Genomic DNA, 25,652 nt, shown 5'->3' on the forward strand with positions numbered 1-25,652 from the left:
ACTGTTGTCTTCCCAGTCAAACTCTTTGGGTTTCCTTTCGGCGCCACCGGCAGCACCGCCCGTCAGCCCCGAACGCGTCGACTCGATGTACCGCTCATGGCGCTTCAAGGTGTTCATGGGAATCTTCCTCGGATACGCCGGCTTCTACCTGATCCGTAACAATGTGTCACTAGTGTCGGCAATCCTAAAGGAACACGACATCATGAACGCTGCCGGCATCGGCATCGTTGCCAATGCAGTGCTCTTCGCATACGGCCTGTCGAAGTTCTTTATGGCCATGCTGTCCGACCGCGCAAACGCACGCTACTTCATGCCGATCGGCCTGGCACTCTCGGCAATCATGAACCTGCTGATCGCATTCGTGCCCGTTCTTTCCGCATCAGTCGGCCTCTTCGCGATCATGATGTTCATCAACGGCTGGTTCCAGGGCATGGGCTGGCCTCCCTCAGGTCGCGTCCTGGTCCACTGGTTCTCCACCACCGAACGTGGCTGGATGACCTCGATCTGGAACTGTGCACACAACGTTGGTGGCGCGGGCGTCGGCCTGCTCTCCGCTTGGGCACTCGACACCTTCGCAACCTCCGATGCTGACTGGCGTCCCGCCTTCTGGGCACCGGCAATCGCAGCGCTCATCGTCGCCCTCATTGCACTGATCCTTGTCCGCGACCGCCCCGAAGCCCTCGGCCTGCCGCCGATCGAGGAATACCGCAACGACCCGGCAAAGGTGAAGGAAACCTCGGATATGCCGTGGAAGGAAATGCTGTTCAAGCACGTCCTGACCAACCGCGTCGTCGTCCTCCTGGCTGTCACCAACGTCTTCGTCTATACGCTCCGCTACGGCGTCCTCAACTGGATCCCGATCTACCTGACCGAACAGGTTCACGGCGTCAACGTCAAGGAAGGCATCCTTGGCTTCGCAATCTACGAAGGCGCCGGCATCGCCGGCACCCTGCTCTGCGGCTGGGTTTCCGACAAGATCTTCAAGGGCTGGCGTTCAGGCGCAGGCATCCTCTTCCTGGCAGGCGTTGGCATTTCTCTTCTCGCCTACTGGCTCATGCCTCACAGCGCCCCCATCTGGGTCTTCTACCTGCTCATCGCCGTCATCGGTGGCCTGATCTACGGCCCGGTCATGCTGATCGGTCTTCAAGCAATCGACCTTTCACCCACGAATGTTGCGGGCACCGCAGCTGGCTTCACCGGCCTCTTCGGATACCTGCTCGGCGCAACCCTGGCATCGTCCGGCGTTGGTCTGCTGATCCACAACTTCGGCTGGAACATCGCCTACGGCTTCCTTATTGTCGTTGCCGTCGTCGCCGTCATCCTGATGATGATCGTCGGCAAGGAGGAACGAGCCCTCATGAAGCGTCACGTAGCCAATAAGTGACCTTCTTCCCCGATGTGTATCGCCGGCGACTTCCCAATCTTGGTCGCCGGCGATACTGCATCCTCGCACTAGTCTGGTTCCTATGAAATCCCTACGCCAAAGCCGCCTCAGTTCACTGATCGCGGTGGCGGTCGTGGGGATCATCAGCATCTCGCCACTCTTTCTTCTTTTCGCAGACTCAAAGCCGGGCCTAAGAATCCTGTGCTCCAACACGTCAACGGTGTGCGAAGCTCTAGCTAGGCGCTACGAGCAACGCGAAGAAACAAGCGTCGACGTCGTACGAGTACCAACGTCAGAAGCCCTTGCTCGTCTGATATCAACCCGTGCCCACTCAGAATTCGACGTCTGGGTTGGTGGTCCAGCCGAAGCGCACGTCCAAGCCGAAAACCTCGGACTACTTCGCCTTGCCCCGGACGTTGACACCAGTGGGCTACCCGATGCTTTCCACTCTCGATCGTGGTTCGGGATTTACGGTGGCATCTTGTCCTTCTGCCAGTCACGAACGGTCACACATTCCCCAGAAGGTCTTCGAAGGTGGCAGGACCTGTCATCAACTTCCCTCCCCCTGATCGTCCCTTCTCCCCTGACCTCGGGAACAGCAGCAACATTCTTGAACGTGCAGAAAGAACGCTTCGGCAGTCCCTCGCAAGCAATCCAATTCCTGCGCCAAGTCGACGCTCACACCCTGACCTACGTGAACTCAGGAACCGACCCCGCACACCTTGTCGCAATCGGACGCTCACCCGCATCCATCACTTTCGACAACTACTGTCGCCTTGAAGCACACCATGGCGCCGACGTCATGGTCACCTACCCACTTGACGGAACCGGCTTCGAAATCGGAGCAGCATCTCTTCCCCGACGCACTCGCGAATCCGAGGACGCACAAAAGTTCCTGCAGTGGGTTGTCAGCGACGAAGGACAGGCGCTCGGTGCCGAGGTCGCAGACCAATCCCCCGTCAGTACGCGCCTCCCCGAACACATTTCACGACGTCTTGAAACACTCGGAATATCAATCTTCGGCGATGATCCCAGCGCGGCCTCCCTTCAGCGCGCCACCCTGATTAAGCGATGGACGAAAGACGTCTACCTTCCATCGTCCACCCAGGACGCACCCGCCCCCATTGGCGCGCCCCGCGCCAACCACCACGTGTCAGACACTGAATCTTTACCTCTAGCCGATGAACTGTCATGGAGTGACCTCGTCCCCACTGCCATTCGCACGCTGAAAATCAGCACGTTAGCCGGACTGGGCGCGACAATCCTCGGAATCGCAATCGCACTCCCCCTGTACCTGCGCTCCCGACGAACATTCATCTGGATTCTTCCAGCACTCTTGCCTGCACTGATCCCACCGGCAGTCATCGCTCAAGCACTGATCTGGATGGGCGCCCCACCCTACTCGCAGGCAACAATCGTCGTCGCGCTTGCCATCAACGCAAGCCCCTTCGCTGTCCTCATGCTGAGCTTCATCCTGTCGTCCTTCAACCACGGCGAAGTCCAAACAGCAGTCACTTTCGGGAGCCCCGAGCGAAACATTTTTAAAAAGCTTCTTGCTCCACGCATCCGAGCAGCCCTGATCCCCGCATTCGCGTTCACCACATTCATGGCAGCTTCCGACGTGTCAGCAACAAGCACGAACGCGTCGGCTGAACCGTACCTACCGGTGTTGGCGCTCAATGCGTTGAACTCAGGACTCGATTCTTCCGTCCCCACTCACATCGCACTCATCTACGTTGGAGTCGCGTCCGCGACCACGTTCATCGTTTTGCGTAGCTTGACGCTGACTCGTTACACAGCCCGGCAGACAACGTACCCAACCCCGCTGAAGGAATACCTTCCGACGCTATCCGCAAGCGTCATCCCCTTCGCGTTGATATTCGTAATTATGAGTGCAGGAATCATCATCGTGATGCTCGTCGGAGCGTCCAATTGGTTCATCCACACCGCATCTGCGGAACTCTTGGGGCAGACCGTCAGAGAATCACTGCTGATCCTGGGCATCGTCCCGCTGAGCGCAGCAATAGGATTCTTGATTGCCAGGCACCGCTGGGCATTCCCCCACGCGATCAACGCCCTGTTCCTGACTGCCTTGTTGTCCGCCCCCATTGCCGGCGGAATTCTGATTCACTTAGTTTTCCAACACCCGATATCAATCGGCGACCACACGATCCTGCCACGTTTGTTGGGTGGCGGCTCGATTGCGGGTGGCATGCTGACGGTGGTTCTCACCAATCTTCTTCTTGCCCTGCCGGCCTCATATTTCCTGATGTCGTTCTCACTGCTCTCTGTTCGCCAAGCGATGAGGACCGCGGAAGAGCTGGGAGCAAGCACTACGCGCACCACTCTCACAGTGGTGATTCCCGCCTTGGCAGGTCGACTGATCGGTGTGTTTGCAGCACTCAGCGGGTTGCTCATGTGTATGAGCGCCCCCTCGGCGTTCGTTGTCCCCGTCGGTTCCGCGTTCCCAGCCGTTGCGCTTCTTCCACTTGGCATCCACGGCGATCACTGGTCAGTGTTAGCTCTTGGCACGCTCGCCGCATCATCTGCCCTCGTCATGATTAGTTTGGGCATCGCATTCATTACCTCAACGACACGTCACTCCGGATATGTCAGGAAGGGCCTATGACAACCTCTACTCACATGAACTCCGGACTGCATGTTTGTGGTCTGGACGTTCACCGTGGCTCACGCATCCTGAGCGACATTTCATTCGACGTTGCCCCGGCCGAGATCCTTGCTGTCGTTGGACCATCGGGGTGCGGCAAGACAACGCTCTTACATACCCTTGCGGGCATCGAAGCGGCCAGAAGTGGTTCCATCGTCGTTGACGGCTCGGACATCACCACTCTTCCCGCAGGAAAACGCCCAACCGGCCTACTTTTTCAGACGCCCTCGTTGTTCAATCATATGAACGTCCACGAAAACATTGCTTTCGCGCTGGATAGTACGAATGTTCCCCCTGCTCAACGCGAGTCTTTGATCGATTCGATCATGGTTCGCATGGGTATCGTCGGCCTAGCATCACGCTACCCCTACCAGCTGTCGGGCGGTCAGGCTCAACGCGTCGCTCTGGCACGGACACTTGTGCGACGACCCTCCGTCCTGCTGTTGGATGAGCCCCTCGCGCACGTGGGCGCATCCGTTGCGTCAACGATCCGAGCTTCCCTGATTCGCGAGGTTCGACGCTTGGGCAGTGCAGTTCTCTACGTGACGCACGATGTGACCGAAGCGTGTCTGGTCGCCGATCGAATCATGCTGTTGGATTCGGGGCGGTGCCTGCAGATCGACACCGCGCGGATGCTGTATGCGCAACCGAGTTCCATCGAAGTTGCGCACCTGATGGGCATCCCCAACATCGTGTCGGGCACGGTCGAAAGTGTTGATGAGGCTCCCGATTCATCGCTTCTTCTGGCAACGGTGACGTGTGGGACTGTGACCTATTCGATTCCTGCTCCCCACGACACGAAGCCGGGAGACGTTCAGATCAGCATTCCGCCCGAGAATATTCATTTGACTCCCAGTGCCCCGTATTCGGTGATCGGGCGTCACGGGCAAATCATTTCCGCTTCGTTCGTCAGATCCCATATGTCCTATGACGTAGAAACCGAGATCGGGACGTTGGTTGTCCGCACGCCCGACACATCAATTCCCTTTGAAGTCGGTGCACTGGTTGAGTTTGATGTGACGTCGGGGTGGGTGCTTCCGAGCTCAGATGCGGACAACGAAGTCGCGTAAAGAAATGGGGCGCTGGGGTTTCATCCCACCAGCGCCCCTTCCCTAGGCTTGGCTTGATGCGCCTGGTCAGGCAAGCAGTTCAGCTGCCACCAGTTCGGCGACCTGGATCGCGTTGAGGGCAGCGCCCTTACGCAGGTTGTCGCCGGCGACGACCAGAACCAGACCGCAGTTGTCATCGACAGCCTGATCCTGGCGGATACGACCGACCAGAACCTCGTCGCGCCCCGCAGCTTCAAGCGGAGTCGGAACGTTGACGATGCGTACACCATCAGCGGTTGCCAGAACGGAACGCGCCTCGTCGGGGGTGATAGCGCCGGAGAATTCGGCGTGGATCGAAAGCGTGTGGCCGGTGAAAACGGGGACGCGGACGCAGGTGCCCGACACCTTGAGGTCCGGGATGTGTAGGATTCGGCGGGACTCGTTGCGGAGTTTCTGCTCTTCATCGGTCTCTTCCGATCCATCGTCAACGATCGAACCGGCCAGAGCCACAACGTCGAATGCGATCGGGGCGACGTAGACCTGCGGATCGGGCAGAGTGACCGCGCGGCCATCCAGTGCAAGACCGGCAAGATTCTGAGTGACGCCGGCTTCACTCTGGCGCACGAGTTCTTCGACGCCCTTCACGCCGGAACCGGAGACTGCCTGGTAGGACGAGACGAACAGGCGCTTCAGGCCACCCGCCTTGTCAACCAACGGGCGCAGGACCGGCATAGCTGCCATGGTCGTGCAGTTCGGGTTCGCGATGATGCCCTTGGGACGGTTCTCGATGTCTTCGGGGTTGACCTCAGACACGACCAGTGGCACGTCCGAGTCCTTGCGCCATGCGGAAGAGTTGTCGACAACAACCGCGCCGGCAGCAACGAACTTCGGCGCGTACTCAAGCGAGGCCGAGGCACCCGCAGAGAAAACAGCAATATCGATACCGTCGTAGTTCGCGGTGGCGACGTCTTCGACCGTAATCTCTTCACCCTTGAAAGTCAGAGTCGTGCCCGCCGAGCGAGCAGAAGAGAAGAAGCGAATCGACTTCACGGGGAAGTCGCGCTCTTCGAGCAGAGTGCGCATGACTCGGCCAACCTGTCCGGTTGCTCCGACGACTGCGACGTTCAGTCCGGTCATTGTTTTCTCCTTTGGTGTGGGCGCCCATACGGTGGGGCGACCGAGGGATCCGGCGTGGTTTTCACGCGGAAGTCTGCGATTTTAAACTGACGAGGCCACCTAGCGTTTCTCTCCTATTCCCCATAGGGGGGCGAAGCGACGATCGGTGCGCCTTTCAGCGCCCGGTGCCGCCGTAGACGACTGCCTCAGATTCGGTGGCGTCAAGGCCGAATGCCGTGTGGACGGCCTGGACTGCGCGGTCAAGATCGTCGAGGCGGGTGACAACGGAGATACGAATTTCGGAAGTCGAAATCATCTCGATGTTGATGCCGGCATCAGACAGGGCCTCGAACAGCTTGGCGGACACGCCCGGGTTGGTGCGCATGCCCGCGCCGACCAGCGAGAGCTTGCCGATGTTCGGGTTGTAACGCAACTGGTCGAAGCCGATTTCGTCGCGCGCAGCTTCAAGAGCGTTGAGCGTGCGCTGCGCATCGCCTTCGGGAAGCGTGAAGGTCACGTTCGCGCGGGTCGAGTCAGAGACTGGAACGTTCTGAACGATCATGTCGACGTTTGCGCCGACCTCGGCGCAAATGGAGAAGACGCGCGCTGCCATACCGGGGGTGTTCGGCAGGTTGGTGACGGTGATCTTGTCCTGGGAGCGGTCGTGGGCGATACCGGAGATGATTGGCTGTTCCATGGGGTCCTCCTGCGGATCGACAAGTGCGGCTGAGGGAACGAGTCCCTTAAGTTCTGGGTTTGCTGGACCGTCGAAGATCCAGGTGCCGTTCTTTTCTGAGAACGATGAGCGGACGTGGAGCGGCACCTTGTAGCGGCGCGCGAATTCGACGGCGCGCAGGTGCAGAATCTTTGCTCCGTGCGCAGCGAGTTCGAGGGTTTCTTCCTGGGTGACGCGACGCAGACGGTGCGCCTTGGGGACAATACGAGGATCTGCAGAGAACAGGCCGTCGACGTCGGTGTAAATTTCGCAGACATCAGCGTGCAGGGCTGCCGCGAGCGCGACTGCGGTCGTATCCGATCCGCCACGGCCCAGCGTGGTGACGTCGTCATCTTCGGAGATTCCTTGGAACCCTGCGACGATGGCAACGTGGCCGTCTTTGACGGTGCGGGCAATGCGTTCGGTTACCAGACCGACGATCTGGGCACGCCCATAGTGTGAAGTCGTTTTAATGCCGGCCTGAGCGCCGGTGAACGCCTGGGCTTGAACGCCGAGTTCGTTGACTGCCATGGACAGCAGGGACATGGAGATGCGCTCGCCGGCGGACAGCAGAATGTCCATCTCGCGTTCGGGAGCGTGCTGGGTGATTTGCGCGGCTGTGTCGAGCAGGTCGTCGGTAGTGTCGCCCATTGCGGATACGACGACAACGACTTGGTGTCCTGCCTGGTGAGTTTCGACGACTCGGCGGGCGACTCGTTTCATCGCTTCAACATCTGCGACGGATGAGCCACCGTACTTCTGCACGATGAGTGCCACGATTCCCCATTTCTTCTTTTACTACGCACCTTCGTGCGTCCTTTCATCCTAGAGATGCGCCCTATCTAGCTCGAGTGCGACCGCCATACGGGCAAAGGAAACACAATAGGCGGACAAACGAAACATCAATCAGGGCTCTTCTAGGTCACTTGTGCAGGCTCAGGGTTGACAATCGCTTGAGTCCAAGTCAGCTTTTATGCTGGTCACAGCACGTGACCCGTTGAGCAAGGAGGCTCGCATGGCTGACCCGATCACAATCTATGGAACTCCTGTTGTTCAAGGTGTTGCCTACGCCCCGGCACTCTGGGTGCGCAGGCCTGAACTTCCGCCTGAGTCGGCTCCTGCTTTGCCGGAGGATGTCCGCGAAGCCGAAGTAAGTCGCTTCCTTGATTGTGCAAATGCCGTGGCTGACTCGCTCATGAATCGTGCTTCGAAAACCACCGGACAAGCGGCTGACGTTCTGATCGTGACCTCGTCGCTGGCCACTGACCGCGCGTGGACGAAGGACGTGTCGAAGCGCATCCGCGACGGCATCCCCGCGATTCAGGCGGTGATGAAGGCGACCGAGCGGTTCGTCGTCATGTTCGAGACTGCCGGCGGTGTGATGGCGGAGCGCACGACCGACTTGCGCGACGTTCGTGACCGCGTGATCGCGCACCTTCAGGGCGTGCCTGAACCGGGTATTCCGGACTGCGATTGCCCGTTTGTCCTGTTGGCGGATGATCTGTCGCCCGCTGACACCGCAAGCTTGGACACGAATGTGTGCGTCGCGATCGTGACTCAGTTAGGTGGTCCGACCTCGCACACGTCGATCATTTCGCGTCAGCTGGCGATTCCGTGCATCGTGGCAGCACGCCAGGTGGACCAGATCGCTTCGGAGGTGCCCGTCTTGGTCGACGGTGGGACGGGTGCGATCACAACCGGAATCGACGAGGCCGTGGCACTCGAAAAGGTCCGGGCTGATGCAGCGCGACTGGAACTGATTCGTTCATGGACGGGTCCCGCGCAGACCTCGGATGGGGTGCATGTCCAACTGTTGGCGAACGTTCAGGACGGGCCCAGCGCTACTTCGGCTCACGAGTCCGGCTTCGCTGAGGGCGTCGGTTTGATGCGCACCGAGCTGGCATTCCTTGACCACCCGACTGAGCCCAGCGTCGAAGAGCAAGCGCGCTCCTATTCTCAGGCACTGCTGGCATGGAGCGGCTCGAAGGTTGTGGTTCGCACTCTGGATGCAGGATCTGACAAGCCCGTTGCCTACGCGACGCTACGTGATGAGCCGAACCCTGCGCTGGGTGTTCGCGGTATCCGGATTAACGGCATTCACCCGAATGTTCTGGCTAATCAGCTGGACGCGATTGCCGTCGCAGCCATGACTGCCCCCGACACCGACGTGTGGGTGATGGCACCGATGATCGCTACTGCCGCTGAAGCACGCTGGTTTGCCGGGTTGATTAATGAACGCAACGACGTTTTTGGCGTGTCTTTGAAGGCTGGCGTGATGGTCGAGGTTCCCGCGACCGCGATCCTGATCGACCAGATCATGGAGTACGTGGACTTTGTTTCTATCGGTACGAATGACTTGACCCAGTACACGATGGCCGCTGACCGTCTGTCAGCAAACCTGGCGGAGTACTCCGATCCGTGGCAGCCCGCACCGCTTGCGCTGATCCGTAAGGTCGTCAAAGCTGGCCTGCGGTTGGGCAAGCCCGTTGGCGTGTGTGGTGAAGCAGCCGCCGATCCGCTTCTTGCGTGCGTGCTTGTGGGCATGGGTGTGACATCGCTGTCGATGGCATCAAGTGCGATTTCCGGTGTGGGCGCCCAGCTTGGTCAGGTTTCTCTTGAGCAGTGTCGCGCAGCCGCCGATGCGCTTGTCGGCGCCTTCGATGGTGGCGATGGGCGCTATCGCGCGCGCCAAGCTCTTGGAATTGAGTGAGTTCTTTCATTGAGCACCGTTTTTGCCTGATTTTTAGCCGTTTTTGTTTCGACTAAGAATCAGCATGCTGAAAACAGAGCAGCCGGTTTCATATTCTGAGATATTTTCGACCGCTCTATGTTCACCCACTGAACACCCACTCCCTGAAAACCACTTCACTCGTTAGCGTCATGGAAGAAGGTCAGCCCGGCTGACCCTCCAACCGTAAACGTCAACACGTGGAGTTCATCATGAAACGCACCGCGCAGATCAGTGCCGTCACTGGCGCAGCGCTCGCCCTTGTCCTTGCTGGATGCTCCGGCTCAGCATCGACCAGATCCGAATCGGGAACAGCCGGTGCGTCTGAGGAATACTCAATCGGCATCAGCCAGATCACCACTCACACCTCGCTCGATGCTGCACGTGAAGGCTTTAAGCAGGCGTTTACCGACGCTGGCTTGAACGTGAAGTTCGACGAACAGAACGCCCAGGGTGATCAGGCAACCGCAACTTCGATCGCAGCGAAGTTCGCAGAAGCAGATCACGACCTGATCCTGGCTATCGCAACCCCTTCAGCTCAGGCAATTGCGCAATCCATCGTTGACACTCCCGTCCTGTTCACATCCGTCACCGACCCGGTTTCTGCTCAGCTCGTAGACTCGCTCGACGCCCCTGGCTCGAACCTAACGGGCACCACCGACATGAACCCGGTCGAAGAGCAGATCAAGCTGGTCAAGCAGTTCACACCCGGAGCGAAGAGCATCGGCATCATCTACTCGTCCGGTGAAGTGAACTCCGAAGTCCAGGTGAAGCTTGCCAAGACGATAGCCGAATCCGAAGGCCTTTCCGTGAAGGAAACGACCATCACGAACTCCGCCGAAGTTCAGCAGGCAGCCCAGGATCTGGCAGGCACGGTCGACGCTATCTACGTCCCGACCGATAACACCGTCGTCTCTGCATTCGCTTCTGTCCTCCAGGCAGCTGAAGACGCAAAGATTCCGTTGATCGCAGGCGAAGCTGATTCCGTTGCTAAGGGCGCGCTTGCCACATACGGCATCGACTACAACGCACTCGGCTACCAGACCGGCCAGATGGCAATCAAGATCCTCACCGAAGGCGCCGATCCTGCCACCATGCCTGTCGAATCCCAGACCGAATACGAACTGACCGTCAATAAGACGACACTTGAAGCAATCGGTTTGACTCTTCCGGATGCTCTCAAGGACACCGCCGTCCTGGTCGGAGAATAACTCAACGCGCTGACGCGCAACCCACGCGCAGGTGCTCAGTGAACAACCAATGTTCCTGAGCACCTGCGCGTGAAAACAAACCCTGAAAAGGAAAACCAGTGCTTACAGCTCTCGACCTTGGCCTGATCTACGGCCTCATGGCACTCGGCGTGTACCTGACATTCCGAGTACTCGATATCGCTGACCTCACCGTCGACTCATCCTTTACAACGGGCGCAGCGGTTGCAGCAATCATGATCACCGCCGGCCAGAACCCGTGGCTTGCCTCGATCGCCGGCTTCTTTGCCGGTTGTATTGCGGGCTCAATTACCGGTTTCCTTCACGTCAAAGCAGGCATCCACCCCCTGCTTGCCGGAATTTTGACGCAGATCGGCCTGTACTCGATCAATCTGCGTATTCTCGGCAAAGCAAATGTTCCGCTTCTTCGTGGTGTAGAAACTGTCCTCACTCCCCTGCGCGAGGCGGGCCTGAACGGATCGTGGGCATCCGTCGTTATCTTCGCCGTCTTGATCGGCGTCGTCACCACCGCCTTCAACTGGTTCTTGTCCACCCAGATCGGTCTTGGCATGCGCTCGACCGGTGACAACGAAGGTATGGCTCGCGCCCAGGGTGTTCCCACAGGAACGATGAAGATTATCGGCCTTGCCCTTTCAAATGGCCTCGTTGCCGCCTCTGGCGCTCTTGTCGCTCAGTACCAGGGCTACGCCGACATTTCGATGGGCATCGGTTTGATTGTTGCCGGCCTGGCATCGGTCATTATCGGTACCGCACTGATCGGGTCGCGTGGCATGTGGATGACCTCGCTGTTCGTCGTGATCGGCTCGATCGTCTACCGCGTCATCATCCAGCTTGCCCTCGGCATCGAGTTCCTTGAAGCGAATGACATGAAGCTGATCAGCGCAATCATCGTGTTCCTCGCCCTGATGATTCCTCGCGTCGGTTTCTTCTCGAAGATCCGCGAGCGCCGTCGCGCCCACACACTGGTTCCCGAACCTGACATTACGCACACGCCTGAAGAGCGCGACAACGAAAAGGTGGTGCTCTGATGCTTGATATCGAAGCCGTCACTAAGACATTCTTCCGCGGTACCGTCAACGAGCGCGTGGCACTTCGCGATATTTCACTCCACCTTGACGAGGGTGACTTCGTCACGATCATCGGCTCAAACGGCGCCGGCAAGTCGACACTGCTGAATGTTATTTCTGGCCGTTACCAGGCTGACGTGGGACGCGTGACAATCGATGATACGGACATCACGAAGCTTCCGGATTATGCGGTTGCGCGCTACGTTTCGCGTGTCTTCCAGGATCCGATGGCTGGCACCGCGCCCCACCTTTCGATCGAAGAGAATCTTGCGCTCGCATGGTCACGAGGCAACCGCCGAACCCTGGGGCCTGCTCTGACAGCGAAGAAGCGCGCCATATTCCGAGACATTCTGGCACCTCTCGAACAGGGCCTCGAGAATCGTCTGACTGCCAAGGTTGGTCTGCTGTCCGGTGGCCAACGTCAGGCTCTGTCACTGACGATGGCGACCTTCTCTAACCCGCGCGTCCTGCTTCTTGATGAACACACCGCCGCTCTTGACCCGAAGCGTGCTGCTCTGATTACCGAGCTGACCCGAGATGCTGTCGCGTCGAAGAATCTGACGACGCTGATGGTCACGCACAACATGGAGCAGGCACTCTCCATGGGCAACCGCCTGATCATGATGCACGAAGGTCGCATCATGTTCGAGTTGGCGGGTGAAGAAAAGAAGAATGCAACTGTCGATTCCCTTCTTGCGGAGTTCGATAAGCTGCGAGGCAAAGATGGAGAGGGACTCTCTGACCGCACTCTCTTGGCCTAGCACCCGGTGACGCACTGAAGCGTTACCAACAGTGTTGGGGGAGCACGTCAATGATGTACTCCCCCAACACTGCTTTTCACGGTTAAACCACTAGGCGACAACGGCAGACGGCAAGCGAAGACTCTTCATCCACGCCAAGGATGCGAGCGAGCGTGCCATCAGAGCGAACACATGACGATTCAGATGCTGGACTCATGCCCAGATTGTTTCGCTAGCTCACTATCTGTCCCGCTCGCCTGCTGTGGGTTCCCTGTGATCATTCACTGCACACATGGTCTAGGTCGTGACATTTCCTTGTGTCCGTAGTAAGTATTCAGTACCTTAGTGGCGTAAACGTTCTCACAATGAAACGAGTTCATACGATGACAACGCCGACTCCGCAGTTCAACGGCCAATCAGACCCGCAGTACACCAACCAAGAGCAAGCTTACGCCCAGCAGGGACAGCCTTACGGCCAGCCTACATTCGCACCCTCCGGCCCGGCGGGCTACCAGCAGAAGTCGAAGATTATCGCTGGTATCCTGGGCATCTTCCTTGGAGGTTTTGGCATCCACAACTTTTACCTTGGTCGCACCACCCGCGCTGTCATTCAGCTGGTTCTGACGATCTTCACCTTCGGTGTTGCTTCGCTGTGGGGCTTCATTGAAGGCATCCTCATTCTGGTGTCCGCTCCGGGTAGCGAGTGGCACCGCGACGGCAACGGCATTGAGCTCACCGACTAAGTTTCTTCGTCTGTGTCGGACTTGCAGTCCGAACACACCGCACCGCTCTGGGATGGCACTGTCAACCCAGGGCGGTTCGTCCTTCAAGGGCCCGACCCAGAGTCTTCGAGTCGGCGTATTCAAGGTCGCCACCCATTGGCAAGCCCATGGCAAGACGCGATGTTGAAACGCCGATGCTCTTCAACATTCTGACGATGAACGCAGCGGTTGCGTCGCCTTCGACATTCGGGTTGGTCGCGATAATGACCTCGGTAATCTGATCGTCTTCAAGACGCGACAGCAGTTGACGGATGCGGAGTTGCTCGGGGCCGATGCCACGGATCGGGTCGATGACCCCGCCGAGCACGTGGTAGCGTCCGCGGAATACCCGTGACGCTTCGATCGCTTGGATGTCTTTCGGTTCTTCGACGACGCAGATCATTGTGGGGTCACGCCGGACGTCTCTGCAGATAGAACAGGTTTCTTCTTCTGTCAGGTTCGCGCACACCGAGCAGTGGTGAACCTTTTTCCGCACCGCCTGAATAGCATCGACGAGTCGAGCAACGTCATCTGGTTCCGCATCCAATATGTGCATGGCCATGCGTTGTGCAGACTTCGGTCCGATTCCGGGAAGCTGACCGAACTCATCAATCAAATCTTGAAGAGCACCTTCGTACATGGTCAACGTTCACTTCCGTTCGGGATTGTTTCAATGATCTTGCCACCGAGGACGTCGAGGACAACGGGGAGGCCAACCATGGTTGTGGTTTCAATATCTTCGTCATCCATTGAGGGCAGGTCTTCACCCATGTCGAGCGGAGCGGAATCCTGATCGTCATCGATAGGCCCATCATTATGGGCATCGCTACCAGCGTTGTTGTCACCGTTAGCCCAGGCGTCACCTGCAGATTGAGCCGTATCATCTGAGTCTTCAAAGCTCACCGAGTTCGTCTGAGCAACGGGAGCATCCGCCCAGCCACCGGGCGTTGTCTGCTGATTATCGCTCGTATTTTGCGGGTCAAAATCGTCGTAGGTGAAGACGCTCATGGCACGGCGTACCGGCCCCCCGGTAGGCACCGGTTCTGCCTGAGCTAAAGACTCAGAATCTGCCTGCTCGTCGCCGTGGCTATCGGAGGGGCGATCATCGGATACTGCCGACGAATCCGAGTGAACCTTAAAACCCGGGCTGGAATCCGCAAGCGGCCAAGCGGGATCCGCATCCACGCACGTTGAAGCAGAGTCAGCCCCAGCTGACCAAGCGTCATCACGGCGAGGTTGCGGGCCGTTGTGCACCTGTTGTGATTCGCTCAGACCGTCCTGCGGTTCAGGTTCACGCGCTTGGGCTGGCTCTTCAACGTCTTCGTGCGGAGTGCGAATAACTACTTCACCCCACGGGTCATCCGACGCTACCGGATCAGAGCCGACGTGTGGGGCTGAATCGGGGGCAACACGTGGCGCTGGATCGCCCAGGGCCTGTGAACCGACGTCAGGAGCCTGGACAACGCGGTGCTCAAAAGGGGGCGGCTCCGAAACCCATCCAGCATCGGGCCGTCCATCTCGGTTCGCGTTGTTGTTGAGTGGGATGTTCGGTGTCTGACCTGAATAGGAGTGATCGGCGTGAGCCGGATCGGAATATGCATGGTGTGATGCAGGTGCCGAAGGTGCCGTTACTGCCGGCCCTCCCGATGCTTGTCCCACCTGTGCGCTGAGTTCATAGCGCAGACCAGTGACCTCGTAGATCGCGTCGGAGACGATCTGATGCCTGCCACCGCGTTCAAAGTTCGCCATGATTCCTTCGGAGGGGAACACCAGCACAAGGTTCGACCCATCGATCGCACCCAACTGCGCGTTCGTGTTGATCAGCGACCATGCGACGCGGCTCATCGAGGCCAGACGGTCAAGCACTTCATTCCATCGAGCTCGAACGATGTCCGCCTGCTTCCCGCCGTTCTGACGTGGTGTCTGGCGAGCTGGTGCTTCAGTTGACGAGGCCGCGTCCACCGAACGGGGCTCCGCCTTTGGCGCAGGCGCGGGCTCTTCAGTTTCAACAGCGGGAGCACTGTTCTGGGACTGGGCGACCGGCGAGTCATCCCACGAGGATGAAGGGGTCACAGCCACATCGGGCCACGAGGACCCCTGCTGAGGCATTGGGGTAGGAGCATCGGGAACCGATTCCCCATCACGATGTGGAGACGAAGGAGCTTGGGCACGTGGTGTCAGATCCGCCGGCTGGTTCTGCTGGTTCGAATCAGGGCGCGAAGCGCGTTGGGCTGTCTGCGCCAACGCAGCGCGAGCCGCCTGGGGGCCAGAAGCTGAAGGGGCGGCACCAATCGGCTTATTTCCAGCATAATCAGCACCGTGATGTTCCCTTGGAGCACCCCCACCGGGCATGCCAACCGTGCCGGGAAGTGGCATATCTACAACGGCCTGGCCAGAAGGTGTCGGCACAAGAATGCGCCCAATAAGAAGCTCAAGCTGGAGGCGCGGTGATGTTGCACCGGTCATGGAACGAAGTGCCTCATCGGTCAGATCAGCTGCGCGAGACAGCGGACGCGGACCCCAATTCACTGCCTGATGGCGCATACGATCGAGGCGCTCAGCAGGGATGGATGTCAGGACATCGCCTGCGCCGTCACCTGCGACCGCGATAATCAGCAGGTCACGCAGTGTTTGAAGGAAGTCTTCAACGAAGCGACGCGGATCATGACCAGAATCCACCATGCGTTCAATAACGCGGTAAGCCGCCGCACCGTCGCCACCAGCGAGGCCATCAACGATCTCGTCAAGAAGAGCAGAGTCCGTGTATCCCAGCAGCGAAACAGCGGTTTCATACGTGACAGCCGAGTCGATGGAGCCTGCCATCAACTGATCAAGAACGGAAAGAGTGTCACGCACTGAACCGCCACCGGCGCGCATGACCAGTGGCAGAACACCGGAGCCAATGTTGACGTGTTCTTCGTCCGCCAACTGCTGCAGGTAGGGTTCCAACACATCTGGCGGAACCAGACGGAACGGGTAGTGATGGGTACGAGAACGAATCGTTCCGATCACGCGCTCTGGTTCTGTCGTTGCGAAGACAAACTTCACGTGCTCTGGGGGTTCTTCCACCAGCTTCAGCAGCGCGTTAAAGCCCTGATTTGTGACCATGTGGGCTTCGTCAATGATGAAGATCTTGTAGCGATCACGCACGGGCGCGAAGGTGGCGCGCTCACGCAGGTCACGCGCATCATCAACGCCACCGTGGCTGGCTGCGTCGATTTCGACAACGTCGAGCGACCCCGAACCACCGGTGGCCAGTTCCACGCACGACGGGCAGGTTCCACACGGAGTATCAGTCGGTCCTTGCTCACAGTTCAGACAGCGGGCCAGAATACGCGCTGACGTGGTCTTTCCACACCCGCGCGGACCCGAGAACAGGTATGCGTGGGTCACTTTGTTTGCACGCAGAGCAGCACGAAGTGGCCCCGTCACATGGTCTTGACCGATGACGGAAGCGAATGTGTCTGGACGATAACGACGATACAGAGCTGTGGTCACAGTCCAACCCTACGTGTACCCATGTAGAAATGCGTTTGCATGGCAGAAAAATGGGAAGAACCACTCCCCCATATTCACCGTCATTATCGCCTCAATAGCAAGGAAAAGTCGGTGTTCAGATCCCGTTTATTCAACGAACGTGAGAATAATCAGATTTCGGTGCTCCCCCTTCGCTTTTCCGACTCGCCACTAGCCCATAAACGCAACCGCACGACGGAGACATCGAACGCTGGAAAGACGAAATTGACTCTGGATTCCCTCACAGCTCCCTCGAACCGAGGGTTCCACGGGCATGGGAATACACAACCCAAGCAATGACCCCTCGGACGATTCACGTTCCCGACGCACTATGGAAGCTTGCCGAGATTCGAGCCAAACAGCTCTGCTCCACGCCTTCAGAGTGTGTTCGCCAGTCCCTAGCTCGCCAACTCGTCGAATCCTGGCCGCGCGTGTCACAACAATCGGGCTCGCACCACGGTAGTGGCACGAGCCCGAAAGATTATGTAGTCAGTTTATGTAGTCAGGGGCTTCACCCCATCGCGAGTATCACGCCTGTGGCTGAACGTCAGCCCATTCGCCAAGCGAGACGCGGTGACCGGTGTAGAACGGACGATCCTCGCGCACGTGCAGGCGAGCCCGGGTGTAGCGCTGAGCGTGAAGCACGCCCTCCAGGCGATCGAGCGTGTCAGCCTCGAATGCGAGAATCCACTCGTAGTCGGACATACCGAATGCGGACAGGGTCGAACCCTTGACATCCGGGTACTGGCTGAAGCCATTCTTGCCGTGCTCGGCCATGATGGCGCTACGCTCTTCGGGCTCCATCAGGTACCAGTCGTAAGAGCGGACGAACGGGTAGACGGTGATCCAGTCGCGCGGTGCGACGCCTGCGAAGCATGCGGGCACGTGGCGGGTGTTGAATTCTGCGGGAGTGTGCTGGCCCATGACGGACCAGACGGGGATCAGGTAGGCACCCAGGGGCGACGCGAGCAGACCGCGGTAGGCCTTCTGCAACGCGAACGGATCGTCGGCGAGCCACCACACCAGCAGGTCAGCGTCGGCGCGCAGACCAGCAAGGTCGTAGGTGCCACGCAGTTCCACGCCCTCGGGGGTGATGGCTGCCAGGGTTTCCTCAACCAGGACCTTGCGTTCTACTTCATCAGTCGGTAGCGGTGCACCGGTCGCGAAGACCGAGGTCAGGCCGTAGTGGAAGCCGTTGTTGATGGCGTCGATATCGACGTCGGTGGCGTCGCGCGGATCCTTGTGCGAGTAGGTCTTTCCGGTTTGGCTCATTGGTTCTCCTTTGATGTGAGCTTTGTGTGAAGCTATTTGCTTGTTTGTTTCAGTTGGCGCGAATGTTCAGCGGGCAGTTTTCTCCGATTGACGAGGCCGCCCATCGCGCTTATTCGCGTGACTTTTCTGGGCGGGTTCGGCCGGGTGGTGTGCGTCGCGCGGGTGAGTGTGCGTGGGTAGTTCGCCGTTCTTCGCGGCGGTTGGCCCTGCAACGACTGTCTTTCCCGTGTCGAGACCTTCGATCATGCGACAGCAGTGGCTTGCGCATTCGTCCGGCCACGCGCCCAGCGGAAGGGTCGAGGGTTGTTCTGGGTTTTCTCCGCGAGCGCGGGCTGCGCGTTCAAGGATGAGGTCGGCAAGGGATGCGATGAATGCGGGGTGTGTGTCGACGGTGCGCGCGCGGTCGTAGTCGAGTTCCAGGTCGGTAGCGGTTTGCTTGGCTTCGGTGTCGAGGTCAAAGACGACTTCCATGTGGTCGGAAATAAAGCCGATGGGTGCGCATGAGACGGCTTTGACGCCTTCGGCTTTGAGTTCTTCGAGCCGATCATTGATGTCGGGTTCCAGCCAAGATGCGTTCGGGTTGCCCGAACGCGAGCAGAAAGCCAAGTCGGTTTTCAGCGTTCCTACTTTGAGTCCAAGCTTTTCTTCGACTGCGGGGACGATCAGTTCCATGAGCGCGAGATGCTGAGCCACGTAGTCTGAGCCGGTCTTGTCGGAATTACCGGATCCGCCCTGCATCGGGGTGGGGATGGAGTGGGTGACGAAGACGAGGTGCAAATCGTCAATTACAGTTCCTCGATCGAGTAGCGTCTTCACTGATTCGCTGACAACGTCGATCTGGGCGGTAAGAAAGCCGGGGGAATCGTGGTACGAGCGAACCTTATCGACGGTCATGTCCTTACCACCATCGGGGAGCAGGGCGAGTGCGTCCGCGACATCTTCGCGGTACTGCCGGCATCCGGAGTAGGAGGCGTAGGCAGAGGTCTGCATCATCAGGATTCTGCGGGCACCACCCTGGACAAGTTCCGCGATTGTTTCCGACATGAAGGGGTGCCAGTTTCGGTTTCCGAGGCCAATAGTGATGTCCGCGCCTCGTGAGTGCAATTCCTCGCGCAGAGCTTCTAGCAAGGCCTCGTTGCAGGCGTTGATGGGACTGACTCCCCCGAAACGTCCGTAGTGACCAGAGACTTCCAGCAGGCGCTCGTCCGGGATCCCCTTGCCTTTCGTGGCGTTACGCATGAAAGGGAGCACATCGTCGGGGCCGTTCGGGCCACCGTAGGAAACCACGAGAAGCGCATCGTAGGGTGCGGTCAGATCAGACATTTTCTGCTCCAATTCCAAGGACTCGTTCAAGCGCTTCGAGGTATTCATGTGCATTTCCGTCTGCTACTGCTGCCCTGGCAGTACGGCAGGGCGCGTTCACCAAACGCGCCGCCAAGTGGTGGAGGGCTCGAGCAGTGCGCGCGGCCTCGTCCTCATCAAGGTGAGAAAGAGTGGCACATTCTTCTTCGACGATCGCGTCAACTGCGTTTCTGAGGTTCACAATCGCACGGTCAACATCCGCCCCATGGGCGACGTTGACGAAGGTTGTGACAGCGTCGGCGATGATGGCTTCGGCGATGTCGATGTCTTCACGTTGGACCGCGGGCAGGCGATCAGAGACGTTGTCCAAGCCGATGCGAACCACCTGGTCTGCTTCGAAATCGTCGATTTCAATATCGGGAACCAACGCAAGATCGACAATGATCAGTGGGCTGTCGGCGCCTCGGGTGGATACGGCCGCGCGGATCTGATCTGCGGTCAAGACCGGCTGACCACTGCCTCTGCACGAAACAATGAGGTCCACGTGGGCAAGCTCGTCATCAATGGTGTCGGGGACAATTGGGCGGGCACCGTGACCTTCACAAAACGCTTCGGCGCGCCCCGACGCTGAGTGGACTCCGATCTCGCGGACGCCATGGTCGCGCAGGGCACTGACAGTTGCACCCGCGTAGGACCCGGTTCCAAAGAGGATGGCGCGTTGGTCGCCGAGGTCGCCTCGTATTTCCTCCGCTAGGTCAAGGGCGACGTGAACAATGGAGCGTCCATGGCCAGCAAGACTTGTTTTCGCAGCTACTTTGCGTGACACCGCGGACGAGGATTGGAAGAGGCGCGAAAGAGCGGGAGTGATCGTCCCCCGCTGCGTGGCCACTTCAGCTGCGCGACGGACTTGACCGACAATTTCGCGTTCTCCGATGACCATGGAGTCCAAGCCCGAGGCAACGCGAAACAGGTAGGCGACAGCGTCGCGACCAGAGCGCGATGTCACCGCGTCGAGTCGTTCACTCAGCGCCACCGGGAATTCAGCGGAGTCGACAACAATATCGACGCGGTTACAGGTCGATATCGTGACCGCACCGTCGATCACTCCGGCTTTGAGAAATTCATCGACAATCGACGGGGTGGTGCGACTAGCCTCGGCCACGGCATCAAGGCCCTGGTCGGAATGGCTGACGGATAAAATATGAATTCCCATTTCGTCGCAATCAAACCATAATTAAACGTATGATTCACAATTTATGTGAATCATTTTGGAAAATCATTTAACGACAATTTGACAGATAAAATAAATGACACTTTGACAGATAAAATAAATGACACTTTGACATAAAAACAATTTGTTGGATCTGCCCCCACCATGTAAGGAAAACCGTGACCCTTTCGGACAACGCGCCCGTGGCGACGAAGGCCACCACGTCACCCGTGGCCGAGTCTTCGTTCATGCAAGCAGTGTCGGGCCGTCGACCAGCCACGACCCCCGTCTGGTTTATGCGCCAGGCTGGACGTTCTTTGCCCGAGTACCGCGAGCTGCGCGCACGCTCGCAGGCATCAATGTTGGACGCGTGCCTGACTCCCGAATTGGCAAGTGAGGCGACACTACAGCCGGTTCGTCGCCACGGGGTTGACGCAGCGGTGTTCTATTCGGACATCATGGTTCCCCTGCGACTTGCGGGGGTGGATGTGGAGATAGTGGGGGGCATTGGCCCTGTCATCGCGTCTCCGATTCGTTGCGCGGATGACGTTAATCGTCTGACAGAGCGCGGAGCGTCGCTTTCAATCGCGCCCGGAATTGAGCAGATCCGCCAAGCCGTACACATGACAGTTGCCCAGCTTGGGTCCACTCCCCTGATCGGTTTTGGTGGCGCACCTTTTACCCTCGCCTGCTACCTGGTTGCCGGCCAACCTTCGCGCGACCATTGCGAAGCTCGAGCGTTCATGTATTCGGATCCGGAGTCATGGGATCGGCTGATGACGTGGTGTGCAGATGTCACCGGAGCCTTTATCGCCGAGCAGGTATCGGCTGGCGCATCAGCCACTCAGCTGTTCGATTCGTGGGTTGGCGTGCTGGGCGAAGACGATTATCGGCGCCACGTGTCCCCCTATTCAGCGCGTGCGATCGAGGTTGCCGGTCGCGCCCTGAGTTCAACAACTGGAACGCGCGCCCCGATGATCCATTTCGGCACGGGCACACCGCAGTTGCTGACCGCGATGCATGATGCAGGTGGCGATATCATCGGCGTTGACCAGCGCATTTCTTTGGACTCAGCATCCGCGCTTTTTGACAATACTGTTCCCCTGCAGGGCAATCTGGATCCCGCCTACCTGACCGTTCCATTCGACATTCTTGAAGCAAAGGTGCGTCAGATTATTCGTCAGGGGAAGGCCGCACCGTCCCATATTTTCAACCTTGCTCACGGCGTTCCAAAGGACACAGATCCACGCGTTCTGACACGTCTGGTCGAGTTGGTGCATTCGCTATGAACGCCGAAAATCGCACGATCTCATCGACAAACGAATTGTCCCGCTATCACTGGGACACGATCGTGATCGGTGGCGGAATTGCTGGACTTGTTTCCGCCTGGGAATCCGTCAAAGCAGGCCAGACGACCCTGCTTGTTGAGTCGCGAGGCTATGTGGGCGGGCAGGTCGCATCAATGATGGTGGGTGGTGCCCACGTCGACATCGGTGCGGAGAGTTTTGCTCTACGAGGCACCGCGATGACCTCCATGGCTGAAGAGCTGGGGCTGAAAATCACAGCACCCAGTGGAGGGCGCTCGCATTATTTCCTGCCGCCCGTTCCTCATTCTCTCCACACCACATGGGGTCTTCACCGGTTCCCATCGGACTCGATGATGGGTATCCCCTCTGATCCGGCATCGGCAGAAGTCCGGGCAATTCTTGGGGATCAAGGGGCGATGCGCGCATGCGAAGACCTGACTTTGCCTCCCCACGTCGGCGCCGAATGCGCCGACGTGGCCTCGTTTATTGAAGCCCGCATGGGGCGAGTCGTGCTTGATCGCTTGGTCCGCCCGCTGGTTGCTGGCATTCACTCGCAGGATCCCGAGAAGCTGGATGTCGACCGCGTACTACCCGGGATGCGCGCCGACCTACTCCATCACGGGAGTCTTGCGAAGGCTGTTGGCACACGACTGGAAAAGTCGAGCGGGTCACGTGGCGACGTCAGCATCGAGGGTGGAATGCAGGTTCTGATCGACGCCCTTACAGCTGAGATTCTGGCAAAGGGTTCCGCGATTGCGACGCGTTGCGGCGCGGAAGCGATCTGTTGCGCGTCGGTCAGCGCCAGCGACTCGAGCACCGTCCAATGGCAGGTGGATATTCGCGATACGACCCCGGCTGGAGCTCCTTCCGCAGAACCTCGTCGAACGTCGGTCGGACGTCTGCTCACAGCTAGTCGCGTCATTCTGGCGTGTTCGCACGCACCCGCTCTGCGTGTGCTCACCCCTTTGTTCCCGGAAGCCCAAGAATGCGCGTTTGCGCCGGGCGCGCCGATTGTGCGGTCTTTCCTCGCTGTTCGAGCAGAGGCACTGGATAGCGCTCCGGTTGGTCCTGGATTGCTGGTTTCGCCCGATATTTCTAGCGTTGTCGAGTGCCCTGTAGGCGCGAAAGCACTTTCTCAGCTGGATGTGAAGTGGGCATGGATTGCCGACGAATTGCGCGAGGCTCACGGGGAGCACGTTCATCTTCTTCGCCTGTCTCACGGTCGACCAGGGGATGAAGATCGAACGCCATCACTGGGCGAGCTTCTGCATGACGCTAGCGTGCTGACCGGTACGGATCTTGGAGCCGAGAACGTGATCAATCACAGGGTGATTCACTGGAATGGTACTTTGGCGCAGGCGACACCCGACTTGGCTCGTCGAATCAGTGCCCTGCGCCAGAAGGCGGAATCATTGCCCGGCTTGCTGATTTGTGGGGCGTGGGTATCAGGTTCCGGAATCGCCGGCGTGGTGGCAGATGCACGTCAGCGCGTACGGGGTGAGAGGCGCTCATTCCTTTTCGGCAGGTGAAAAGAATTCATTTAATCCCGAAATGCGAATTACGTCATTACCTATTGCCGAATATCTGTCACATAAATTCCGACTCACCAGATAGTTTTTAATTCACTCTGTCATAAAATAATTGAATCCGAAGAATTACGTGAAGAGAACCGACTTTTGTCACTATCAATTATCGAATTACCCTCATCTCGTCTAATCTGCAATGGTGACCATGAACTCCCCCATCCCCGCTTCCGATACCCCCGTCCTCAAGCTGGGCACGCGAGCTTCAAAGCTTGCCCTCACCCAATCGCAGATGGTGGCGAACGCGATCGAAGAAGCTGGCACACATGCGGGCACCCCCGTCCGCGTGGAGCTTGTTCATATCACGACTCACGGCGACGTTGACCCAACTCCTCTGTCGAAGCTGGGGGGAGCCGGGGTATTCGTTGCCCACCTGCGCGAATCTCTACTGGCTGGCGAATGCGATATTGCCGTGCATTCGTGTAAGGATCTGCCGACCGACGATATTGACGGTTTGACCCTCGTCGCGATGCCACCGCGCGAGGATGTTCGCGACGCTCTCTGTTCGCGAGGTGGCACGCCGTTGGCAGAGCTTCCAGAAGGCGCAAAGGTTGGCACGGGTTCTCCCAGGCGTAGTGCGCAGATTCTGGCTACCCGCCCCGACATTCAGATCGTCGATATTCGTGGCAATGTTCCGACGCGCCTCGCACGCATCAACGAAGATCTGGACGCCGTCATATTAGCAACCGCAGGGCTCAACCGTTTAGGCATGTCAGAGGCGATTGCACAGTACCTTCCGACCAATCAGATGCTTCCTGCCGCCGCCCAAGGGGCACTGGCTATTGAAGTGCGATCCGACTGGGATCCCGCGTTGATCGCTCTTGTTGCGTCGTTGGATGACCAGGCAACACACATCGGCGTAACTGCAGAACGCTCGCTCATGAACGCATTGGGTGCCGGATGCGCTGCACCACTTGGAGCGCTTGGCACAATCGACGACGGAGTATTGACCCTGCACGGACGCGTGATCGCGACCGACGGCAGCCAGGTGCTTGAACGTGTGGCCTCGTGCCCCATTCCCCAGGTCCACGATTCCACGTCCGCGATCTCCACCAAGACGCACGAGGCCGCAATCTTACTGGGACGCGCGCTTGCGCAGACCCTGCTTGGGGCGGGAGCCGAAGAAATCGCTGACATACACGCCACGAAGAATCAGACGAAATGAGCACCGACGCACACGTCTTCATCACGCGCCCACATTCTAAGGAGCGCCCCGACCCGTTTGGGCAGGCGATCGAAGCCCTCTCGACTCCGAACGTGCACGTTCACGCTGAATCTTTGGAACTCACTCGCACCACAGTGAGTGACGAAGAGTGCAAGCGTTTCGCAGATGATCTCATGACGTACGCGTCAACGGGTTCGTGCGGATGGATTCTGTTTACTTCAGCGCGCACAATTCGCGTATGCGCACATCGCATCGAGAATTTTGTCGATTATATGAAGTGCGTGCACGAACGAGGCGCGCGCATCGGCGTGGTTGGCCCCGCCACAGCGAAAGCATTGAAAGCGCTCGGCATCGACGTTGATCTGCAGTCCGAAGGGTCCGGGGAGGACTTGGCGAACGCTGTTGTCGCTTTCGATCGCGAGCGCAGTGTCCAGACTCGCGAAGTACTACTTCCACAGTCGGCAATCGCCAGGGTTCAGCTTCGCCAGATACTGAGCGAGGCCAGCTATCCTGTCCGTCATTACCCGGTCTACACAACGGTCACGATCGCTCCACGTTATTCTCTCGAGCTTGCCAGAATGTGCTCGTCCACCTACGTGACCGCAACGGTCATCACCGCCCCCTCATCAGCGCGAGCTTTGAAAGACGTTGCACCCTACTTATTCCCCCATATCCCCGTCATTGTGTTGGGACAGGCGAGCGCCACAACAATGGCAGAGATCGCTCCCGAAGCTCAGGTCATTGTCGCCGACCATCCCACTCCTGACGCGGTTGCCGACTGTATCAAGCACATTCTTGAAACACATGCTGGTCATTCACCACAGAAAGGGATCTGACTTT

19 protein-coding genes are annotated in these 25,652 nt (G+C 58.5%); 12 read left to right on the forward strand and 7 right to left on the reverse strand.

Going from position 1 to position 25,652, the window contains the following annotated elements; genetic code table 11:
- Positions 1-4: 4 nt before the first annotated feature.
- The 3 genes from HMPREF9241_RS00900 (at position 5) to HMPREF9241_RS00910 (ending at position 5,122) form a co-directional block, all read left to right on the forward strand.
- Positions 5-1,384: an MFS transporter gene (locus HMPREF9241_RS00900; protein WP_006680388.1), complete on the forward strand. Its 1,380-nt coding sequence runs from the start codon at positions 5-7 to the stop codon at positions 1,382-1,384.
- Positions 1,385-1,517: 133 nt separating this feature from the next.
- A complete protein-coding gene (locus HMPREF9241_RS00905) occupies positions 1,518-4,013 on the forward strand; it encodes a substrate-binding domain-containing protein (protein ID WP_207326457.1) in 2,496 nt (831 codons plus the stop codon).
- On the forward strand, positions 4,010-5,122 hold the full coding sequence (locus tag HMPREF9241_RS00910) for an ABC transporter ATP-binding protein (RefSeq protein WP_006680390.1): 1,113 nt from the start codon (positions 4,010-4,012) through the stop codon (positions 5,120-5,122). Before HMPREF9241_RS00905 ends, HMPREF9241_RS00910 begins: the two co-directional genes overlap by 4 nt.
- Positions 5,123-5,188: 66 nt before the next feature.
- On the opposite strand, the gene HMPREF9241_RS00915 is transcribed toward HMPREF9241_RS00910, so the two are convergent.
- Both HMPREF9241_RS00915 and HMPREF9241_RS00920 read right to left on the reverse strand, forming a co-directional pair.
- Positions 5,189-6,238 carry an aspartate-semialdehyde dehydrogenase gene (locus HMPREF9241_RS00915; protein ID WP_006680391.1) on the reverse strand — a complete coding sequence of 350 codons (1,050 nt, stop codon included), beginning with the start codon at positions 6,236-6,238 and terminating at the stop codon, positions 5,189-5,191.
- Between the two features lie 154 nt (positions 6,239-6,392).
- Positions 6,393-7,709, reverse strand: a complete 1,317-nt coding sequence (locus HMPREF9241_RS00920) for an aspartate kinase (protein WP_006680392.1) — start codon at positions 7,707-7,709, stop codon at positions 6,393-6,395.
- A 238-nt stretch (positions 7,710-7,947) separates the two neighbouring features.
- Here HMPREF9241_RS00920 and ptsP point away from each other — a divergent pair, with 238 nt between their 5' ends.
- From ptsP to HMPREF9241_RS00945, 5 genes are all read left to right on the forward strand, one after another.
- A complete protein-coding gene (gene ptsP / locus HMPREF9241_RS00925; RefSeq protein WP_006680393.1) occupies positions 7,948-9,642 on the forward strand; it encodes a phosphoenolpyruvate--protein phosphotransferase in 1,695 nt (564 codons plus the stop codon).
- Between the two features lie 230 nt (positions 9,643-9,872).
- Complete coding sequence (locus tag HMPREF9241_RS00930) at positions 9,873-10,871, forward strand: ABC transporter substrate-binding protein (protein WP_006680394.1); 999 nt, start codon at positions 9,873-9,875, stop codon at positions 10,869-10,871.
- A gap of 98 nt (positions 10,872-10,969) precedes the next feature.
- Positions 10,970-11,917 (forward strand): ABC transporter permease, encoded by a 948-nt coding sequence (locus HMPREF9241_RS00935; RefSeq protein WP_006680395.1) that lies wholly within the window; start codon positions 10,970-10,972, stop codon positions 11,915-11,917.
- Positions 11,917-12,717, forward strand: coding sequence for an ABC transporter ATP-binding protein (locus HMPREF9241_RS00940; protein ID WP_006680396.1), 801 nt, complete (start codon positions 11,917-11,919; stop codon positions 12,715-12,717). The genes HMPREF9241_RS00935 and HMPREF9241_RS00940 overlap by 1 nt, the downstream gene beginning before the upstream one ends.
- 344 nt (positions 12,718-13,061) lie before the next feature.
- Positions 13,062-13,439 carry a TM2 domain-containing protein gene (locus HMPREF9241_RS00945; protein ID WP_083856915.1) on the forward strand — a complete coding sequence of 126 codons (378 nt, stop codon included), beginning with the start codon at positions 13,062-13,064 and terminating at the stop codon, positions 13,437-13,439.
- Positions 13,440-13,500: 61 nt separating this feature from the next.
- On the opposite strand, the gene recR is transcribed toward HMPREF9241_RS00945, so the two are convergent.
- The 5 genes from recR to HMPREF9241_RS00970 form a co-directional block, all read right to left on the reverse strand.
- Positions 13,501-14,097, reverse strand: a complete 597-nt coding sequence (gene recR, locus HMPREF9241_RS00950; RefSeq protein ID WP_006680398.1) for a recombination mediator RecR — start codon at positions 14,095-14,097, stop codon at positions 13,501-13,503.
- A 2-nt stretch (positions 14,098-14,099) separates the two neighbouring features.
- Positions 14,100-16,955, reverse strand: a complete 2,856-nt coding sequence (locus HMPREF9241_RS00955; RefSeq protein ID WP_006680399.1) for a DNA polymerase III subunit gamma and tau — start codon at positions 16,953-16,955, stop codon at positions 14,100-14,102.
- A 546-nt stretch (positions 16,956-17,501) separates the two neighbouring features.
- Positions 17,502-18,245 carry a hydrogen peroxide-dependent heme synthase gene (gene hemQ / locus HMPREF9241_RS09555; RefSeq protein WP_006680400.1) on the reverse strand — a complete coding sequence of 248 codons (744 nt, stop codon included), beginning with the start codon at positions 18,243-18,245 and terminating at the stop codon, positions 17,502-17,504.
- Positions 18,246-18,311: 66 nt separating this feature from the next.
- Positions 18,312-19,616: a ferrochelatase gene (locus HMPREF9241_RS09560; RefSeq protein ID WP_243440749.1), complete on the reverse strand. Its 1,305-nt coding sequence runs from the start codon at positions 19,614-19,616 to the stop codon at positions 18,312-18,314.
- Positions 19,561-20,760: a glutamyl-tRNA reductase gene (locus HMPREF9241_RS00970; protein ID WP_006680402.1), complete on the reverse strand. Its 1,200-nt coding sequence runs from the start codon at positions 20,758-20,760 to the stop codon at positions 19,561-19,563. Before HMPREF9241_RS00970 ends, HMPREF9241_RS09560 begins: the two co-directional genes overlap by 56 nt.
- Positions 20,761-20,936: 176 nt before the next feature.
- On the opposite strand from HMPREF9241_RS00970, the gene hemE reads away from it, so the two are divergent.
- From hemE to HMPREF9241_RS00990, 4 genes are all read left to right on the forward strand, one after another.
- Positions 20,937-22,046 (forward strand): uroporphyrinogen decarboxylase, encoded by a 1,110-nt coding sequence (hemE, locus tag HMPREF9241_RS00975; protein ID WP_006680403.1) that lies wholly within the window; start codon positions 20,937-20,939, stop codon positions 22,044-22,046.
- The gene (locus tag HMPREF9241_RS00980) at positions 22,043-23,593 is read left to right on the forward strand and encodes a protoporphyrinogen/coproporphyrinogen oxidase (RefSeq protein WP_006680404.1); all 1,551 of its coding nucleotides are present in this window, start codon (positions 22,043-22,045) and stop codon (positions 23,591-23,593) included. The genes hemE and HMPREF9241_RS00980 overlap by 4 nt, the downstream gene beginning before the upstream one ends.
- 202 nt (positions 23,594-23,795) lie before the next feature.
- The gene (gene hemC / locus HMPREF9241_RS00985) at positions 23,796-24,812 is read left to right on the forward strand and encodes a hydroxymethylbilane synthase (protein WP_040318409.1); all 1,017 of its coding nucleotides are present in this window, start codon (positions 23,796-23,798) and stop codon (positions 24,810-24,812) included.
- Complete coding sequence (locus tag HMPREF9241_RS00990) at positions 24,809-25,648, forward strand: uroporphyrinogen-III synthase (protein WP_006680406.1); 840 nt, start codon at positions 24,809-24,811, stop codon at positions 25,646-25,648. The genes hemC and HMPREF9241_RS00990 overlap by 4 nt, the downstream gene beginning before the upstream one ends.
- The last annotated feature ends 4 nt before the right edge of the window (positions 25,649-25,652 follow it).

The sequence above is a fragment of the Schaalia turicensis ACS-279-V-Col4 genome, assembly GCF_000296505.1.
In the GTDB taxonomy this organism is placed as follows: Bacteria; Actinomycetota; Actinomycetes; order Actinomycetales; family Actinomycetaceae; genus Pauljensenia; species Pauljensenia turicensis_A.

Bases quoted from the DNA above. Each gene is read 5' to 3' on its own strand.
- HMPREF9241_RS00915 (WP_006680391.1), bottom strand. From the start codon at position 6,238: ATGACCGGACTGAACGTCGCAGTCGTCGGAGCAACCGGACAGGTTGGC.
- HMPREF9241_RS00940 (WP_006680396.1), top strand. From the start codon at position 11,917: ATGCTTGATATCGAAGCCGTCACTAAGACATTCTTCCGCGGTACCGTC.
- HMPREF9241_RS00930 (WP_006680394.1), top strand. From the start codon at position 9,873: ATGAAACGCACCGCGCAGATCAGTGCCGTCACTGGCGCAGCGCTCGCC.
- recR (WP_006680398.1), bottom strand. From the start codon at position 14,097: ATGTACGAAGGTGCTCTTCAAGATTTGATTGATGAGTTCGGTCAGCTT.
- HMPREF9241_RS00970 (WP_006680402.1), bottom strand. From the start codon at position 20,760: ATGGGAATTCATATTTTATCCGTCAGCCATTCCGACCAGGGCCTTGAT.
- hemQ (WP_006680400.1), bottom strand. From the start codon at position 18,245: ATGAGCCAAACCGGAAAGACCTACTCGCACAAGGATCCGCGCGACGCC.
- HMPREF9241_RS00990 (WP_006680406.1), top strand. From the start codon at position 24,809: ATGAGCACCGACGCACACGTCTTCATCACGCGCCCACATTCTAAGGAG.
- ptsP (WP_006680393.1), top strand. From the start codon at position 7,948: ATGGCTGACCCGATCACAATCTATGGAACTCCTGTTGTTCAAGGTGTT.
- hemC (WP_040318409.1), top strand. From the start codon at position 23,796: ATGAACTCCCCCATCCCCGCTTCCGATACCCCCGTCCTCAAGCTGGGC.
- HMPREF9241_RS00980 (WP_006680404.1), top strand. From the start codon at position 22,043: ATGAACGCCGAAAATCGCACGATCTCATCGACAAACGAATTGTCCCGC.
- HMPREF9241_RS00945 (WP_083856915.1), top strand. From the start codon at position 13,062: ATGAAACGAGTTCATACGATGACAACGCCGACTCCGCAGTTCAACGGC.
- HMPREF9241_RS00910 (WP_006680390.1), top strand. From the start codon at position 4,010: ATGACAACCTCTACTCACATGAACTCCGGACTGCATGTTTGTGGTCTG.
- HMPREF9241_RS09560 (WP_243440749.1), bottom strand. From the start codon at position 19,616: ATGAATACCTCGAAGCGCTTGAACGAGTCCTTGGAATTGGAGCAGAAA.